This window comes from Ornithinimicrobium sp. F0845, assembly GCF_023015765.1.
In the GTDB taxonomy this organism is placed as follows: Bacteria; Actinomycetota; Actinomycetes; order Actinomycetales; family Dermatophilaceae; genus Ornithinicoccus.
Genome location: NZ_JALKAL010000001.1, coordinates 610,194 through 626,983 on the forward strand (window position 1 = coordinate 610,194; position 16,790 = coordinate 626,983).

Consider the following 16,790-nt stretch of genomic DNA (forward strand, 5'->3'; position numbering starts at 1 on the left):
GCAACCAAGCTTACGTGAACGGGCGTTGCAACCACGATATGCGGTACGAGAACCCGCTCTACATGGCCGAGGACGCCGGCGCTGCGGATCTGATCTCCGGCGGTCGTCTGCAACTGGGCATCAGCCGGGGCTCGCCCGAGCAGGTGATCAGGGGTTACGAGCACCTCGGCCACGTCCCCGCGGAGGGGGAGACCGACGCGGAACTGGCCCGTCGGCATACTGCCCGGTTCCTCGAGATCCTCGCTGGTGAGGGATTCGCCGAGCCGAACCCGCGGCCGATGTTCCCCAACCCACCCGGTCTGCTGCGGATCGAGCCGCACTCACCCGGCCTGCGCCGCCGCATCTGGTGGGGTGCTGGATCGCGCGCCACGGCGGAGTGGACCGCGAGCCAGGGGATGAACCTGATGAGCTCCACGCTGCTGACCGAGGACACCGGCGTGCCGTTCCACCAGCTGCAGGCCGAGCAGATCCAGGTCTTCCGCGACGCCTGGGCGGCGGCCGGGCACGACTGGCAGCCGCGCGTCTCGGTGAGCCGCAGCATCTTCCCGCTGGTCAGCGAGATGGACCACCAGCTCTTCGGACTGCAGACCCGGAGTCAGGACCAGGTCGGCCAGTTGGAGGGCGGCCGGGCACGGTTCGGCAGGACGTATGCCGGGGAGCCGGACGACCTGATCGCCCAGCTCGCGCAGGACGAGGCCGTCGCCGCCGCGGACACGCTGCTGCTGACCGTGCCCAACCAGCTGGGCGTCGACTACAACGCCCACATCCTGGACAGCGTCGTGCGGCACGTCGCACCGGGCCTCGGCTGGCGCTGAGTCGACCCGTGGGGTCAGACGTGCGGCGAACATCCGGCCGGCACTCGTCCGGCCCGCAAGGCGAAGGTGGTGGCGGGCCGGCTGCCGGGGTGTCGGCGGACAAAACTTCCCCAAGAATGCGGGGGAGGCGGACAAAACCTGCCCAAGAATTGGTTAGCGACGGCCGCCCGCCTGGACCCAGGCCTCGACGTCGTCGGCGGAGCGGGGGAGCGCGGCCGAGAGGTTGCGGCAGCCGTCCTGCGTGATGACGACGTCGTCCTCGATGCGCACGCCGATGCCGCGGAACTCCTCGGGCACGAGCAGGTCGTCGGCCTTGAAGTAGAGGCCCGGCTCGACGGTGAGGACCATGCCGGGTTGCAGCTCGGCGTCCATGTAGTCCTCGCGCAGCGCCAGGGCGCAGTCGTGCACGTCGAGGCCGAGGTGGTGGCTGGTGCCGTGCACCATCCAGCGCCGGTGCAGCTGGCCGTGCTCGGGGTCCAGCGTGCTCTCGACCGTCACACCCTCGGGCAGCAGGCCCCACTCGAAGAGCCTGGTCGCGATCACCCTGATCGCCGCGGCGTGGATGTCGCTGAACTTGTTGCCGGGGCGGGCCGCTGCGAGCCCGGCCTCCTGCGCCTCCAGGACGGCCTCGTAGACCGTGCGCTGGGTCTCGGTGAACGTGCCGTTGACCGGGACGGTGCGGGTCACGTCGGCGGTGAACAGCGAGTCCACCTCCACGCCGGCGTCGAGGAGCAGGAGCTCGCCGTCGCGGACCTCGCCGGTGTTGCGGATCCAGTGCAGCGTCGTCGCGTGGTCACCCGCGGCGCAGATCGAGTCGTAGCCGACGCCGTTGCCGGCGTGCCGGGCGTGCAGCCCGAAGACCCCCTCCACCCAGCGCTCGCCACGCCCACGCCGCACCGCCTCCGGCAGCTCGGCGACGACGGCGTCGAAGGCCTCCGCCGTGGCGTCGCACGCCAGCTGCATCTGGTCGACCTCCCACTCGTCCTTGACCAGGCGCAGCGTGGACAGGAAGCGGGAGAGCTCCACGTCGGCCTCGGCCGCGGTCTCCGCCGAGTGCTCGGCGGACTGGGACCGTGCGGTCTCCACGACCTCGGCCACCTCCGCGTCCGCCTCACGCACAACGCGGACCGACACCGTCCCGACGTCCTTGGCCACCGCGTCCGGCAGCTCGGACAGGTCCCGGGTCGCGATCCCCAGCTCGGCGGCCATCGCCGCCAGCGTGGGGCGACGGCCGACCCAGAACTCGCCGACCCGGGCGTCGGCGAAGAACTCCTCGGTGTCGCGACCCGCCAGCGGGCGGAAGTAGAGCACCGCCTCGTGCCCGCCGTCCTCGAGCGGGTCCAGCACCAGCACCGCGTCGGGCTCCCGGTCCGAGCCCAGGCCGGTCAGGTGCGCGAAGGCGGTGTGCGGCCGGAAGACGTAGTCCGTGTCGTTGCTGCGGACCTTCAGGCCGCCAGCCGGGACCACGACCCGTTCCCCCGGGAAGGCCGCGGAGACAGCCTCCCGGCGCGCTGCGGCATACTGCGCCGCATCGGTCTGCTCGGGGAGGGACTCGTCGTGGTCCGCCCACCCCTTGGCGATGAACGCGCGGAACTCGGGGCTGTTGGGGCGGCTACGGTGCTCGGCCTTGTGCTGCTTCTCACTCACCGCTCAATCCTCGCACGCCACATGGCGCCGAGCGGCGGCGGAGTCCCTACGCTGGAGCCGTGACCGACGAGCTCAGCCCCTCCGACGCGCGCCTGGGTGGTGACGTCACCGGACCGCAGGTGATCACCGGGCCGCAGGTCCGCGCCGTCCCACGGGTCGGCCGGGCCTGGCGCCGGCGCGCCCAGTGGGCGGTGCGTGGCGTCGGCCCGCCCACCACGGCCATCGCCGTGCCGGGCAGCGACGACGCCGTGTCCCAGCGGCACGCCCGGGCCGTGATCGACCTGGCCCTGCGGGTCGGCGAGGCGATGCTGTCGACCGGGGCCTCGGCCTCCGAGGTCGTGGCGACCGTGCTCCGGCTGACCGGCGCCTACGGCATCCGCTCGGCTCACGTGGACATCACCTTCACCTCGATCACGGTCTCCATCCACCGCGGGCTGCACGACGACCCCCTGGCCGTGCTGCGGGTGATCCGGGTGCGCAACCTGGACTACACCCGGCTGCAGAACCTGCAGCTGCTCGTGGACGAGATCGCCCACCCGGCCCCCGGGGAGGACGTCCTGGACCCGGAGGTGGCGCGGGACCGGCTCGCGGACATCCTGTCCGCCCCGCACCCCTACCGCCGGTGGCTGGCCACCGGCGGCAGCGCGCTGCTGGCCGTCGGTGTCGTGCTGCTGTTCGGGGCCGGCTGGCTCACCATGCTGCTGGCCGCCCTGTCCGCGGTGCTCATCGACCAGGTGCAGCGCTGGCTGTCCCGGCTCGGGGTCGCGGCCTTCTTCAGCCAGGCGGTCAGCGCCGCCATCCCGACAGCCGTGGCGGTCCTGATCTTCTGGCTGCTCTCCCGGGGTTGGGAGATCCCCGGCATCGACCAGCCGTCGCTGGTGGTCATCGCCGGGATCATCATGCTGCTCGCCGGGCTCACCGTCATGGGCGCCGCGCAGGACGCGATCGACGGCTACTACGTGACGGCCGGGGCCCGGGGCCTGGAGGTGCTCGTCCTCACCCTCGGCATCGCCGTCGGCGTGACGACGGTCCTGGGTCTGGCCTGGCGCTTCGGGGTGCCGATGGAGATCAGCCCCAACCTGATCGTCCGCGGCTCGCCCCTGGTGGTCACCTTGGCCGCCGCAGCCATCGGGGGCGGCTTCGCGCTGTCGACCTACACGGGCTTCCGCGCGACGCTGCTGGCAGCGACCGTCGCCGGCGGGGGGTCGGTGATCTATCAGGGCATGCTGGCGTTCAACCTCGGCGCCGGTGGGTCCGTCGTCCTGCCCGCGGCGGTGGTCGGGGCGCTGGCCTACGCGGCGCACCGCGTCCTGCGGGTCCCGGAGCTGGCGATCATCACCGCGGGGATCGTCCCGATGCTCCCCGGTCTTGCCGTCTACCGCGCCCTCTTCCAGCTGATGGACAACACGGTGCTCCTCCCGAACGCCGCGGCCGAGTTCGTCACCGCCCTGTCCATCGGCCTCGGTCTGGCGTCCGGGGTCTGGATCGGGCAGTATGCCGCGCGCCGCCGGTTCGGTCTCGACCTGGCGGCACAGCGGGCGCGCTCGCGCGCGCGGGGCGCGCCCCGCTGACCCTCGTAGACCCGAGGCTGACCCTCGTAGACCCGCGGATGGCCCTCGGGGACCCGAGGGACCGGCGGGGACGCACCCTCGCCGGCCACCCGGCATACTCCCGCGGGTCAGTCCGTCCAGGACCAGCTGTCCAGCAGCTCCTCCATGAGCGGCTGGGTGGCCTCCTGCTGGCTCTGGGCGGCGCTGAACGTCGCGACGTAAAGCCGGTCGCCGTGCTCGACCCACCACTGGGTCTGGGCGACGGGCACGCCGCTGGTGGTCCGGGTGAGCAGGAAGCCCAGCGCCTCCTGGCCGTCGACCTCGATCGGGTCGAGCATCTCGAACTCGCCGTCGGACCCCGCGACCTGGGCCGCGGCGACCTCGATGGACTGCTCCAGGTCGTCGATCGGCTCCTCGCTGGCGACCACGAGGTTGGTGAAGAAGTCGTCGGTCATCTCGTCGTCGCGCACGGCCAGCTCGACCTCCTGCTCGACCTGCGAGGTCACGTCGAGCCAGCCCTCCGGGAGGGTGAGCTCGAAGGCGCCGTCGGTCGAGGTGACCGGGCCGGCGGCCTCGGTCGTGGCCGTGGTGTCGTCGGCCGGCGCGCCGGTGTCCTGCGCGGTGTCGGTGGTGGCGGCGGTGTCGTCGGTCGGCGCACTGGTGGCCTCGGCGTCGGTCGGGGCCTCCGAGGTGGTGGGGTCCTCGACTTCCGGGTCGTCACCGCCGCACCCGGCGAGCACCAGGGCGCTCAGGGTCGCGGTCGCAGCCAGGGCGCGGAGCGGGGTCGTGCGTCGCATCGGGAATCCTCGGTCTCGTCGGACAGTCACCCGATCAAGTATGCCGGTGCGCGGCTCAGTAGGTTGCCTCTATGCGGATCGACCTGCACACGCACTCCACCTGTAGCGACGGGACCGAGCCTCCAGGACAGGTGGTCCGCTCGGCCGAGACCGCCGGGCTGGACGTGGTGGCCCTCACCGACCACGACACGGCAGCCGGCTGGGCGGAGGCCGACCTGGCGGGTCAGGAGGTCGGGGTCACGGTGGTCCCCGGCATCGAGGTGTCGTGCCGGAGCAGGGGGGCCAGCGTGCACGTGCTCGCCTACCTGGTCGACCCGGAGGTGGAGGCGTTCCGGCACGAGCTCGAGCTGGCCCGGGACTCCCGCGCGACCCGGCTCCAGCGGATGGCGGACCTGCTGATCAGGGACGGCTACCTGGACAGTTTCGAGCAGGTGCTCGAGGGGGTCCCACCCGGTGCGACGCTGGGGCGGCCCCACCTGGCCGACGCGATGGTGGCCGCGGGGCGCTTCTTCGACCGGGACGCGGCCTTCGCCGACGTGCTGAGCAGCAGCTCCCCCTACTACGTGGGTCACTACGCCACCGACCCGGTGCGCGGCGTCGAGGTGATCCGTGCGGCGGGCGGCGTGGCCGTGCTCGCCCACCCGCTCGCGGCAGCCCGTGGCCGGGTCGTGGGGGAGGACGTGATCGCGGCGATGGCGGACGCCGGCCTGGCCGGTCTGGAGGTCGACCACCGGGACCACACCTCCGCCGACCGGGCGCGGGCCGCCGACCTGGCCGACCGTCTGGGGCTGCTGCGCACCGGGTCCAGTGACTACCACGGCACCGGCAAGCCCAACCGCCTCGGCGAGAACACGACCGCCCCCGAGGTCCTCGCCGCCATCCTCGAGCGCGGCACGGGGACACCGCCGATGGGGGCCGAGCTGCGCCGGTGAGCAGCTGCCCGCGCCGATGGCGGGGGGATCAGTCGCTAGCGTGCTGAGCGGCCTGCTGGCCGCTGCCGCCACGGCGGCGCTGCCGGTTGCGGGGCTTGCGCTGACGCGGCTCGCCGGAGGGCTGGCCCTCGGAGCCCCGCTGGGACTGACCACGGCTCTCGCCGCCAGACCGGCCGCCCTCGGAACGGCCACCGCCCGAGCGACCACCCGAACGGCCGCCACCTGAACGGCCACCCCCGGAACGACCGCCGCCGGAACGGCCGCCGCCCCCGGTGCGGCGACCACGACCACCGGTCTCGCCGAGGTCCTCGTAGCGCTCGGCCGCCAGGCCCTCGCGGGTCCGCGCGGACCTCGGCAGCGTGCCGCGCGTCCCCTCGGGGATGTTCAGGTCCGCGAACAGGTGGGGGGAGGAGGAGTAGGTCTCGGTCGGGGCGGGGATGCCCAGGTCGAGCGACTTGTCGATCATCGCCCAACGGTGCAGGTCGTCCCAGTCGACGAAGGTGATGGCCACGCCGGTGGCGCCCGCCCGGCCGGTGCGGCCGATGCGGTGCAGGTAGGTCTTCTCGTCCTCGGGGCACTGGTAGTTGATGACGTGCGTGACGGCCTCGACGTCGATGCCGCGCGCGGCCACGTCCGTGGCGACCAGGATGTCGACCTTACCGTTGCGGAACGCGCGCAGCGCCTGCTCCCGTGCGCCCTGCCCCAGGTCGCCGTGGATGGCGGCCGCGGCGAACCCGCGCTCGACGAGGTCGTCGGAGACCTTGGCGGCGGTCCGCTTGGTGCGGGCGAAGATGATGGTGAGCCCCCGGCCCTCGGCCTGCAGGATGCGGGCCAGCATCTCGACCTTGTCCATGGCGTGGGCGCGGTAGACGAACTGCTCGACGGCGGCCACGGTGTGCCCCTCGCCGTCCTCGCTCATCGCACGGATGTGGGTCGGCTGGGTCATGTAGCGGCGGGCCAGTGACACGACGGCGCCCGGCATCGTGGCCGAGAACAGCATGGTCTGGCGGCCGCCGGGCGTCATGGCCAGCAGCTTCTCGACGTCGGGCAGGAAGCCCAGGTCGAGCATCTCGTCGGCCTCGTCGAGCACGACGGTGCGGGCGTGCCCCAGGTCGAGGTGGCCCTGCTGGGCCAGGTCGATCAACCGGCCGGGCGTGCCGACGACGATCTCGATGCCCTTGCGCAGCGCCTCGATCTGCGGCTCGTAGGCGCGGCCGCCGTAGACGGTGAGGACCCGGATGCCGCCGCGCCGTGCCGCGGCCTTGGTGAGGTCACCGGCGACCTGGACGGCCAGCTCGCGCGTCGGAGCGACGGCGAGGGCCTGGGGCGCGCCGGGCTTGGGCAGGCTGTCGAAGCCCTCGTCCTGCGGCGCCACGACGCGCTGGATCATCGGGATCCCGAAGCCGAGGGTCTTGCCGGTGCCGGTCTTGGCCTGACCGATGATGTCGTGTCCGCCGAGGGCGACGGGCAGGGTCATCGCCTGGATCGGGAACGGGTGGGTGATGCCGCCCTCGGAGAGGGCGTCGACGATGTCGCCGTCGACGTCGAAATCGGCGAACGTGCGGGTTTCTTCCATGGGTGATGTCTTCCGGTCGGCGGGTCCGGGCGCCGGGACAGTGATGGACACCGCACCGGTCGGCAGGTGCGCGCAAGGAGTGGGCGCGCCAGCGTGAACCCTGCATGGTCGGGCCGATCGGAAGTCTTCTTGGGCGGCCGCTCGGAACGGCCAGGCGTCATGCCGACCGGGCACCGCTTGTCCCTGCAGTGTAAGCCCTGCGGGGGGCGATACGGTGCCACCATGGAGCTCGAGCCGCCCGCGGACCCCCAGAACGACCCAGTGACCGACCTACCGCACGACCCTGGGAAGGACCGTGAGAACGACGCAGGGGACGCCGGACCGGGGGGCCCGGCGGCGAGCCCGGAGGCGGTCACCGAGCTGCTCGGGGTGATCGGCTACGCCGAGCTCACCGCCGCCCTCCGGCTGGCGGCCGATGCGCTCACCGCCCCGGCCCTGGACGTGCGGGTCTGGATGGGGCGGGCCTCGTGCACCGAGTTCGAGCACTTCGAGCGGATCGTGACCCGGCTGCGCGAGACGGGGCACGATCCCGAGACCGTGCTCAGCCCGTTCGCCGGCCCGGTGGACGCCTTCCACGAGCGGACCCGGCCCCGGGACTGGCTCGAGGGGCTGGTCAAGGCGTACGTCGGCGACGGGATCGCCCGCGACTTCTACCGCGAGATCGCCCGCCGCGTCGATGCGCCGTCGCGGGAGCTTATCGAGTCCGTGCTGCACGTCGATGCCCAGGACGAGTTCGTGGTCCGGTCGGTCACCGAGGCCATCGAGGCTGACCCCACGGTGGCCGGTCGGTTGGCGCTGTTGGCCCGTCGCCTCGTCGGGGAGGCGATCGCGCAGGCGCAGTATGTCGCCCTGGAGCGTGAGGCGCTGATCGACCTGTTGGTCGGTGGCCAGGGAGACCTGGGCGACCTGGGGCGCATGTTCACCCGGCTCATCGACCTGCACGGCGAGCGGATGGCCCGGCTCGGGCTGACGCCGTAGCCGGCCACCCGACATACTCCCTGGCCGATCAGGACCGCCGCCGAGAACCACCGACGTGACCGGCACGAAGGCAGCGGGACGAGCCCAGGTGACACGACAGAAGGCGTGACCCCGGTCCAGGGTCACGCCTTCTGCGGGTGGTGATGGGGTTGGTCAGGAACCGACTCGTCGGTGGGTGTTGTCCTTGCCGGTGACGGCGCCGTAGATGAGCACGAGGACGATGGCCACGATGACCCCCAGGAAGAAGGCGATCCAGTCGATGCCGCTGGTGTCCTCGTTGCCGCTGAGGGCGGTGTAGATCCAGGAACCGGCCACGGATCCCACCGCGCCGAGCAGGATGGTCATCGGCAGCGAGATGTTCTGCTTGCCGGGGAGGATGAGACGGGCGAGGGGGCCGATGATGCAGCCGGCGATCAGTGCCCCGATGATGGTCCAGATCATGGCGAACCTTTCTCGCCGTGCATCCACGGCGCGTGTCCGAGGCAGCCGGGGTCCCGGCGCCGCGCGCCCAGTCGTCCTGGGCAGTGCTCATGGTACTGGTGGGACGGGAGTGATGGGGGGATTTGGCACCCCCAATTCACCTGGACCTCGGTCAGTAGCTGCCGAACCCGACCCGTCCGGCCTCCTCGACGCCGATCTCGACATATCCCACGGCGTCGACGGGGACGACCACCTTGTGTCCCTTGGCGTCGGCCAGCTCGAGAGTCCCCCCGTCGCGCAGGGCGGCGGACACGATCTCCTGGACCTCCTCGGGCTTCTGCGACGACTCGATGACGACCTCGCGGCTGACCTGCTTGACACCGATACGGACTTCCATGCTCCCTCAACTCTCTTGTATGGACCTTGTCTTCGGCGTCAACGTTAGTCGGAGCCGCTTTCTGCCCGGGCCAGCGGGAACCGTCCCAGCCCGCGCCAGGCGACGGTGGAGACGAGGGTGATCGCCTCCTCGAGCGGGGTCTGGCGGCCCTCGGACACCCAGCGCTGGGCGCAGGCCTGGGCCATCCCGACGAGGCTGACGCCCAGCAGCTGGGCGCTGCCGAACGGCATCCCGGTGTCCTGGGCGATCAGCTCGGCGACGGCGTCGGCACACTGCCGGAACGGTCGCTCCAGCAGGTCCCGCACGGCGGGCTCGCTGCTCAGGTCGGTCTCGAAGAGCAACCGGTGGGCCCCGTCGGGGGCGTCGGCGAACTGGAAGTAGGCGCGCACGGTGGCCGCGATCCGCTCGGCGTTGTCGTCGCTGGAGGCCAAAGCTGCCTCGAGCCGGTTGATCAACAGGTCGCTCTGGGTCTCCAGCAGACCCAGGTAGAGCTCGAGCTTGCCGTCGAAGTGCTGGTAGAGGACCGGCTTGCTGACGCCGGCGCGCTCGGCGATCTCGTCCATCGAGGTCGCGTGGTAGCCGGACTCGACGAAGGCCTCCTGGGCCGTGGTGAGCAGCTGCTCCCGCCGGGCGGCACGGGGGAGCCGCGCGCTCGGGGCGTGGTGGGTGGGCAGAGGTCCTCCTCGGGTCGCGCTCCCGGTGGGAGCGGTCAGTCCTATCCTGAGCCTATGCACCCGGACCTGGCGGACCCCGCGCCGCTGCCAGCATTCGCCGGTCGGGTGATCGACCTGGTTGACACTATCCCGTCCGGCCGCGTCCTCAGCTATGGCGACGTGGCTGAACTGCTGGAGTATGGCGGGCCGCGCCAGGTCGGTCAGGTCATGTCACGCTACGGCAGCAGCACGAACTGGTGGCGGGTCGTGCGCGCCGACGGCCGCCTGCCGGAGTGCCACCAGGGGGAGGCGCGGGTGCTGCACCTGGCCGAGGGGACGCCGCTGACCAGCAGGGGAGTCGACATGCGCCGGGCCCGCTGGGACGGTGTCAGCCCCTCCTGATCTGATGGGGGCGATGACCTCACCGGATGACCTGCTCGACGACTCCCAGCGCGCCGCCGTGCGGGAGCGCGCGCCTGTGCTGCAGGTGGTGGGCGCCCCCGGCACCGGCAAGACCCGCGTGGCGGTCGCCACCGTCGTCGACCGCGTCGCGCGCGACGGCATCCCGGCGGACGCGGCCCTGGTGCTCGCCCCGACCCGGGTCGCCGCGGGGGCGCTCCGGGACACCATCACGGCCGCGGTGGGCGGGACGACCACCCAGCCGCTGGCGCGCACCCCCTCCGCGTTCGCGTTCAGCCTGCTGGTCGATGCCGCAGCCTCGGACGACGAGCCGGCGCCGCGCCTCCTCTCGGGGGCCGAGCAGGACGTCGTGCTCGGTGACCTGCTGGCCGGGCACCGGGAGTCCGGCGGCGGTCCCCGGTGGCCGGGCGGCCTGCGGGAGGCCCTGCCCACCCGGGGGTTCCGGGACCAGTTGCGCGACCTGCTGATGCGCACCGTCGAGCACGGGCTGGGGCCGGAGGAGCTGACCGACCTGGCCGGCCGCCACGACCGACCGGAGTGGGCAGCCGCGGCACAGGTCCTGCGGGAGTATGACGAGGTGACGGCGCTGCAGCGGCCCAGCGCCTACGACCCCGCGTGGATCTGCACGGCCGCCGCGGACCGGCTGGCGGGTGACCCCGAGCTCCTGCGGATCGTCCGGCGCCGGATCCGGCTCGTCGTGGTTGACGACGCCCAGGAGCTGACCGCGTCCGCCGCGCGGTTGATCGAGCAGCTCTACGCACCGGGCATGAGCGTCGTGCTGATCGGCGACGGTGACGTGACGGGCCAGGGGTTCCGCGGCGCGGACCCGGCGCGGTTCAGCCGGCTGGCCGAGCGTCTCGCGGCCCGGTCCGGCGCGACGCCCGGCCGTGCCGTGCTCCGGACGAGTCACCGTCGAGGCGAGCGGCTGCTCATCGCGACGGGGCGGGTGGTCGACCGGATCGGCGCCACGACCGGGGTCGAGCACCGGCGGCCGCAGCCGCCAGCCACCACCGGGGTCGAGCCGCAGCTCGTGACCAGCGACGCACCGCAGCCGTCCGCGACCAGCGACGCACCGCAGCCGGCCGCGACCAGCGACGCACCGCAGCCGTCCGCGACCAGCGACCCACCGCAGCCGTCTGCGGCGGGCGACTCCGAGCCGCCGGTGCGGGTGCTCACGGTCCGGACCGCGGCCCAGGAGTCCGCGCTGGTGGCCGGCTGGTTCAGGGAGGCGCACCTCGGTGACCGGCGGGTGCCGTGGTCGCGGATGGCAGTCCTGGCCCGGAGCCGGTCCCGGCTGGAGCAGGTGCGCCGGACCCTGGTCAGTGCCGGGGTCCCGGTGCAGGAGCGGGCCGGCACCGGGCCGCTGCACGAGCACCCCGTGGTGCGGGCCCTGCTGCTGGCCCTCGAGGTGTCGTTGCGTCCCGAAGGTCAGGGGTGCACGGCTGCCGAGGCGGTCGACCTGGTCACCTCTTCCGTGGGTGGTGCCGACCCGGTGGCACTGATGCGGCTGCGCCGGGTCCTCGCGGCGTCCGAGCGGGAGGCGGGCGGTGCCCGTCCCTCCGAGGAGGTCCTCGCGGCGTTGCTCGACCAGCCGGGGGCGCTGAGGTTGATGGGCTTCGACGCCGCGCCCGCGGCCCACCTGGCCGAGGTCCTTTCGGCCGGGCGCGCCGCCGCGACCCGTGGAGAGGCCGGCGGCTGGGCGCCCGGTGTTACCGCCGAGACGGTGCTGTGGGCCATCTGGTCGACCGCGGGCGTCGCCGACGACTGGCGCTCGGCCGCGCTGGCCGGCGGTGCTGCCGGGGCACGGGCCGACCGTGACCTCGACGCCGTGATGACGCTGTTCGGTGCCGCCGAGGCCTACGTCGAGCGGTTGCCCGGTCGTGGCCCCGACGGGTTCCTGACCCATGTCAGGTCCCAGGAGGTCAGTCCCGACTCGCTCGTCGCCCGGGCCCGCTCGGCCGAGGCCGTCGAGGTGCTGACGCCGCAGGCCGCGGCCGGCCGCGAGTGGGACCTGGTCGCGGTCATCGGCGTGCAGGAGGGGGTGTGGCCCGACCTGCGGCTGCGCGACTCACTGCTCGGTGCCGAGGCGCTGGTCTCGGTGCTCCGCGGCCGCCCGGTCGAGGGCACCGCGGGGCTCCGCGCCGCCCAGGCCCAGGTGCGGGCCGACGAGGTCCGTCAGTTCTACGCCGCGCTGACGCGGGCCCGGGAGTCCCTCCTGGTGACCGCGGTGGCCAGCACCGACGAACAGCCGTCCAGCTTCCTCGGCCTGGTCGACCCGGTCGAGGGCGAGCGCGTGCCGGTTGACGTGTCGCCGCCGCTGACGCTCCGCTCGCTGGTCGCGCGGTTGCGGGCCGACCTGGTCCGGGCCCACCGCGACGGGGACCACGCGGGCCGCGACCGTGCGGCCACCCACCTGATCACGCTCGACGATGCCGGGGTGCCCGGCGCCGATCCGGCCGGTTGGTGGGCCGCGCGGGCCCTCTCGGACGAGCGTGGGCTGCAGCAGGAGGGGCCGGTCCCCGTGTCGCCGTCCCGTGTGCAGCTGTTCAGCGAGTGCCGGTTGCGCTGGCTCCTCGGCAGCCGCGGTGGCGAGGCCGGCGGCCTCTCCGCGGCGGCGGTCGGGACGCTGGTGCACGACGTCATCGCCGTCACCCCTGAGGCGCCGTTCGAGCAGCTCAGCGAGTCGCTGCGGTCCCGGTGGCACGAGCTGGCCCTGGGGGAGGGGTGGGTGCAGAGCCGCGAGTGGACCCGTGCCCAGCGCATGCTGGAGCGCTACGTCGCCTACGTCGCGGAGGCCGCCGGCCAGGGACGTGAGCTCGTCGGCGTCGAGCTGGAGCTGACCGCGGCGCACGAACGGGCCCGGATCACCGGGCGGGTCGACCGGCTCGAGCGCACCGCGGACGGTGACCTGTTCGTGGTCGACCTCAAGACCGGCAAGTCCCGACCGAGCAAGAAGGACATCGAGCACCACCCCCAGCTGGGGGTCTACCAGGTCGGCATCGTCGAGGGAGGCGGGCCGGGGCTGCTCGCCCAGTCCTCCCAGTCCTCCCCGTCCTCGCAGTCCTCCCAGCCCTCCGGTGAGGATGTCTCCGGCCCCGCCGGCCCGGCATACTCCCCGGGTCCGGAGTTGCCCGGGACGGGCGGCGCGGCGCTGGTCCAGCTCGGCGCGCCCGGGGGCAGCCCGCAGGCTGGGCACCGCGTCGACCGTCAGGCCCCGCTGGGTGACGACCCGGAGCCGCGCTGGGCCCACGACCTGGTGGCGCAGACCGCTGAGGGGATGGCCGGCGACCAGTTCCCGGCGTCACCCGGGGACTGGTGCCGGGTCTGCCCCGTGCGGTTCAGCTGCCCGATCCAGCAGGAGGGGAGGATGCTCGCGTGACCGGAGCCCTGGAGATCGCTGCGGCGCTCGGCCAGCTGCCGCCCACGGACGAGCAGGTCGCCGTCATCGAGGCACCGCTCGAGCCGACCCTGGTGGTCGCCGGCGCAGGGTCCGGCAAGACCGAGACCATGGCCGCCCGGGTTGTGTGGCTCGTGGTCAACGGTGTCGTCCGACCCGAGGAGGTCCTCGGCCTGACCTTCACCCGCAAGGCAGCCATCGAGCTCGGCGAGCGCCTCGGGCGACGGCTGCGGGCGACCACCGAGCGCGGCCTGTGGACCCCGGAGGACGACGAGGTGCCCCTGCCGGAGGTGTCCACCTACCACGCGTATGCCGGACGGCTGGTCTCCGAGCACGGCCTGCGGTGGGGCATCGAGCCGGACTCCCGGCTGTTGTCCGAGGCGTCGGCCTGGCAGCTCGCGCACGAGGTGGTGCACACGACGGACGCCGACCTCAGCGGTTTCGAGGGTGCGCCGTCGACCCTGGTCGATGCGGTCCTCTCCCTGTCCGGTGAGCTTGCGGAGCACCTCGTCGAGACGGGACCGGCCCATGAGTTGGTGGAACGCCAGGCGGCGCGGTTGGCCGACCTGCCCGGCCGGGACCACAAGAAGGCCACCGTGGAGGGACGTGCCACGGCTGCCGCCCTGCGTGATCAGGCTCGGGTCTACCCCCTGGTCGATCGCTACCTGGAGCTGAAGCGGGCCCGGGGCACCCTGGACTTCGCCGACCAGATGGCGATCGCCGCGCGCCTGGCCGCGGGTCTGCCCGAGGTCGGTGCACAGCAGCGCCAGCTCCACCGGGCCGTCCTGCTGGATGAGTTCCAGGACACCAGTGAGGCCCAGATGGTCCTGCTGTCCAGTCTCTTCTCCGGGCACGACCTGCCGCTGACCGCGGTCGGCGACCCGAGCCAGTCGATCTACGGCTGGCGCGGGGCCAGCGCGACCACGCTGAGCAGCTTCCCCACGGTGTTCCCGGCCGCCGGACGACCGGCGACCGTCCTGCCGCTGTCGACCTCCTGGCGCAATGCCGAGCGGATCCTCGCCGTCGCCAACGACGTCTCGGCGGCGCTGCGCCGCCAGAGCCGGGTCGACGTCGCCGAGCTCCGCGCCCGCCCGGGCGCCGACACCGGTAGCGTGCGGGCGGCCCGGCTGCTCACCCACCGGGACGAGGCGAGCCACGTCGCGGACTGGGTCCGTGGTCACTGGCTCGACGCCGACGGCACCCCGACCGGCCGGACCGCGGCGGTCCTGTGCCGCAACCGCGCCCAGTTCGACGAGGTCGTGCAGGCGCTCCGGGCCCGTGGGCTCCCGGTCGAGATCGTGGGCCTGGGCGGCCTGCTGAGTGCCCCGGAGGTGGCTGACCTCGTGGCGCTGCTCACCGTGGCGCAGGACCCGACGCGCGGCGACGCGCTGATGCGACTGCTCACCGGGCCGGTGTGCCGGCTCGGACCCGCCGACATCGACGGGTTGTGGACGTGGGCCGGTGCCCTGGCCGAACGGGACGGCGTGCCCCGGGGCGACGTCGTGCTCGCCGACGTGCTCGACCGGCTCCCGCCGACCGACTGGCGTGCCTCCCGGGGCCGGTCGGTCAGTGAGAGCGCCCGCACGCGGGTGCGCGCCCTCGGCCAGGCGGTCGACCGGGTGCGGACCCTGGCGGGTCTGCCGCTGTCCGAACTCCTCACCGAGGCCGAGCGTGCGATCGGGCTCGACCTCGAGGTGACCTCCGACCCCGACCTGCCGCCGGCCTGGGGGCGCGCGCAGCTCGACGCGCTCGCCGAGGTGGCCGCGACCTTCGCGGCCAGCGCCGAGCGTCCGACCCTGGGTGGCTTCGTCGCCTGGCTCGAGGCGGCCCGGGAGCGGGAGCGGGGCCTGGAGATGGCCGAGGTCGCGGTCTCGGAGTCCGCGGTCCAGGTCCTCACCGTCCACGCGGCCAAGGGGCTGGAGTGGGACGTCGTCGCCGTGCCCGGCCTCGCCGAGGGGACCTTCCCGTCATACACCACTCAGACGAAGGTGACCGAGACCGGCTGGCGGGCACGGACCCCCAAGGACAAGGGCTGGCTCACCGGGCTCGGCAAACTGCCCTACCCGCTGCGCGGCGACGCGGCGGGGCTGCCGGCGCTGCCGCTGGACTCGGTTGCCGACACGCAGGAGCTGAAGGAGGCTCTCGAGTCGTTCGCGGTCGCCGGGGGGAGGCATCAGCTCCAGGAGGAGCGTCGACTCGCCTACGTGGCGTTCACGCGGGCGCGCCACGACCTGCTGGTGACGGCACCGGTCTGGTCCACGGGCCAGACCCCGCGTGAGACCTCTCGCTTCCTGACCGAGCTCATCAACTCCGCCGGGGGCGGGGTCGTGACGGACCACTGGGAGGCGATGCCGGACGCGGACGACCCGCAGCAGCTGCTCAACCCGCTGCGTGCCGAGGAGCAGTTCGCCCCCTGGCCCGTCGTCCCGGACGCCCGGCGCCGGCTCGTCTCCGATGTCGTGCAGGCGGTGGTCGACGCCCGCCGCGCGGGCGACCTCGGCACGTCCGACCCCGACGACCCGGTGGGGCGGCAGGTTGCCCGGCTCCTGCGGGAGCGGGAGGAGCTCCGGGCTGCCCGCGCGGCCGGTGTGTCGACCGAGCTGCCCGCGCACCTGTCCACCTCGGGTCTCGTCGAGCTCACCGCGGACCGCGACGCCTACCTGCGCAATCTGCGGCGGCCGGTTCCTCGACCCCCGGCGCACGCGGCCCGCGCCGGCACCTCGTTCCACGCGTGGGTTGAGCGGCACTACGGCATGCCGTCCCTGGTCGAGATCGACGACCTGCTGGCGGACACGGACCACGAGGTCGTCGACCTGTCGGCGATGCGCGCCAACTTCCTGGCCAGCGAGTGGGCGGGCCGGCTGCCGGTCGACATCGAGGTGTCGGTCGAGACGCTGCTCGGGGCACGTGCGGTGCGCGGTCGGATCGACGCGGTGTTCGCCGAGGGCGACGACTTCGTGATTGTCGACTGGAAGACGGGCTCACGGGGGAGTGAGGGCCAGGAGCGTGCCCGTGTGCTGCAGCTCGCCGTCTACCGAGTGGCCTATGCGCGGTTGCGGGGCATCGACCCGAGCCGGGTCTCGGCGGCGTTCTTCTACGCCGGCAGCGGTGAGACGGTCCGTCCGGAGCTTCCCACCGAACAGGAGCTGGAGGCCCTGGTCCACCAGGTCGCCTCACCGGTCTAGGCGCCCTCCCCGAGGCGAGACCC

12 protein-coding genes and 1 pseudogene are annotated in these 16,790 nt (G+C 73.3%); 7 read left to right on the forward strand and 6 right to left on the reverse strand.

All coding sequences use genetic code 11. The features are described 5' to 3' along the window. Window positions 1-35 precede the first annotated feature (35 nt). Window positions 36-815: pseudogene (locus MWU75_RS02885) on the forward strand (LLM class flavin-dependent oxidoreductase); the annotation flags it as partial. A gap of 153 nt (window positions 816-968) precedes the next feature. Here MWU75_RS02885 and MWU75_RS02890 read toward each other — a convergent pair. After that, window positions 969-2,462, reverse strand: coding sequence for an aminopeptidase P family protein (locus MWU75_RS02890; protein WP_247088041.1), 1,494 nt, complete (start codon window positions 2,460-2,462; stop codon window positions 969-971). 59 nt (window positions 2,463-2,521) lie between these two features. Here MWU75_RS02890 and MWU75_RS02895 point away from each other — a divergent pair, with 59 nt between their 5' ends. Next, window positions 2,522-4,033, forward strand: coding sequence for a threonine/serine exporter family protein (locus MWU75_RS02895; protein WP_247088042.1), 1,512 nt, complete (start codon window positions 2,522-2,524; stop codon window positions 4,031-4,033). A gap of 107 nt (window positions 4,034-4,140) precedes the next feature. Here MWU75_RS02895 and MWU75_RS02900 read toward each other — a convergent pair whose 3' ends face one another. Beyond that, window positions 4,141-4,809, reverse strand: a complete 669-nt coding sequence (locus tag MWU75_RS02900; RefSeq protein WP_247088043.1) for a DcrB-related protein — start codon at window positions 4,807-4,809, stop codon at window positions 4,141-4,143. A 71-nt stretch (window positions 4,810-4,880) separates the two neighbouring features. On the opposite strand from MWU75_RS02900, the gene MWU75_RS02905 reads away from it, so the two are divergent. Continuing rightward, window positions 4,881-5,741: a PHP domain-containing protein gene (locus MWU75_RS02905; protein ID WP_247088044.1), complete on the forward strand. Its 861-nt coding sequence runs from the start codon at window positions 4,881-4,883 to the stop codon at window positions 5,739-5,741. Window positions 5,742-5,769: 28 nt separating this feature from the next. On the opposite strand, the gene MWU75_RS02910 is transcribed toward MWU75_RS02905, so the two are convergent. Then, a complete protein-coding gene (locus tag MWU75_RS02910) occupies window positions 5,770-7,317 on the reverse strand; it encodes a DEAD/DEAH box helicase (RefSeq protein ID WP_247088045.1) in 1,548 nt (515 codons plus the stop codon). A 222-nt stretch (window positions 7,318-7,539) separates the two neighbouring features. Between MWU75_RS02910 and MWU75_RS02915 the strand changes: the two genes are divergently transcribed. Further along, a complete protein-coding gene (locus MWU75_RS02915; protein ID WP_247088046.1) occupies window positions 7,540-8,295 on the forward strand; it encodes a ferritin-like fold-containing protein in 756 nt (251 codons plus the stop codon). 153 nt (window positions 8,296-8,448) lie between these two features. Here the strand turns inward: MWU75_RS02915 and MWU75_RS02920 are convergent, their stop codons facing one another. From MWU75_RS02920 to MWU75_RS02930, 3 genes are all read right to left on the reverse strand, one after another. Continuing rightward, a complete protein-coding gene (locus tag MWU75_RS02920; protein ID WP_247088047.1) occupies window positions 8,449-8,736 on the reverse strand; it encodes a GlsB/YeaQ/YmgE family stress response membrane protein in 288 nt (95 codons plus the stop codon). A gap of 151 nt (window positions 8,737-8,887) precedes the next feature. Continuing rightward, window positions 8,888-9,112 (reverse strand): DUF3107 domain-containing protein, encoded by a 225-nt coding sequence (locus tag MWU75_RS02925; RefSeq protein WP_247088048.1) that lies wholly within the window; start codon window positions 9,110-9,112, stop codon window positions 8,888-8,890. A 44-nt stretch (window positions 9,113-9,156) separates the two neighbouring features. Then, entirely contained in the window at window positions 9,157-9,846 is a 690-nt protein-coding gene (locus tag MWU75_RS02930; RefSeq protein ID WP_247088049.1) for a TetR/AcrR family transcriptional regulator, read from the reverse strand. On the opposite strand from MWU75_RS02930, the gene MWU75_RS02935 reads away from it, so the two are divergent. Genes MWU75_RS02935 through MWU75_RS02945 form a run of 3 tightly spaced genes read left to right on the forward strand, consistent with a single transcriptional unit; the run spans window position 9,841 to window position 16,767 of the window. Beyond that, the gene (locus tag MWU75_RS02935; RefSeq protein WP_247088050.1) at window positions 9,841-10,167 is read left to right on the forward strand and encodes an MGMT family protein; all 327 of its coding nucleotides are present in this window, start codon (window positions 9,841-9,843) and stop codon (window positions 10,165-10,167) included. The genes MWU75_RS02930 and MWU75_RS02935 overlap by 6 nt on opposite strands. Window positions 10,168-10,180: 13 nt before the next feature. Continuing rightward, entirely contained in the window at window positions 10,181-13,564 is a 3,384-nt protein-coding gene (locus MWU75_RS02940; protein ID WP_247088051.1) for an ATP-dependent DNA helicase, read from the forward strand. Then, window positions 13,561-16,767 carry an ATP-dependent DNA helicase gene (locus tag MWU75_RS02945; RefSeq protein ID WP_247088052.1) on the forward strand — a complete coding sequence of 1,069 codons (3,207 nt, stop codon included), beginning with the start codon at window positions 13,561-13,563 and terminating at the stop codon, window positions 16,765-16,767. The genes MWU75_RS02940 and MWU75_RS02945 overlap by 4 nt, the downstream gene beginning before the upstream one ends. Window positions 16,768-16,790 lie beyond the last annotated feature (23 nt).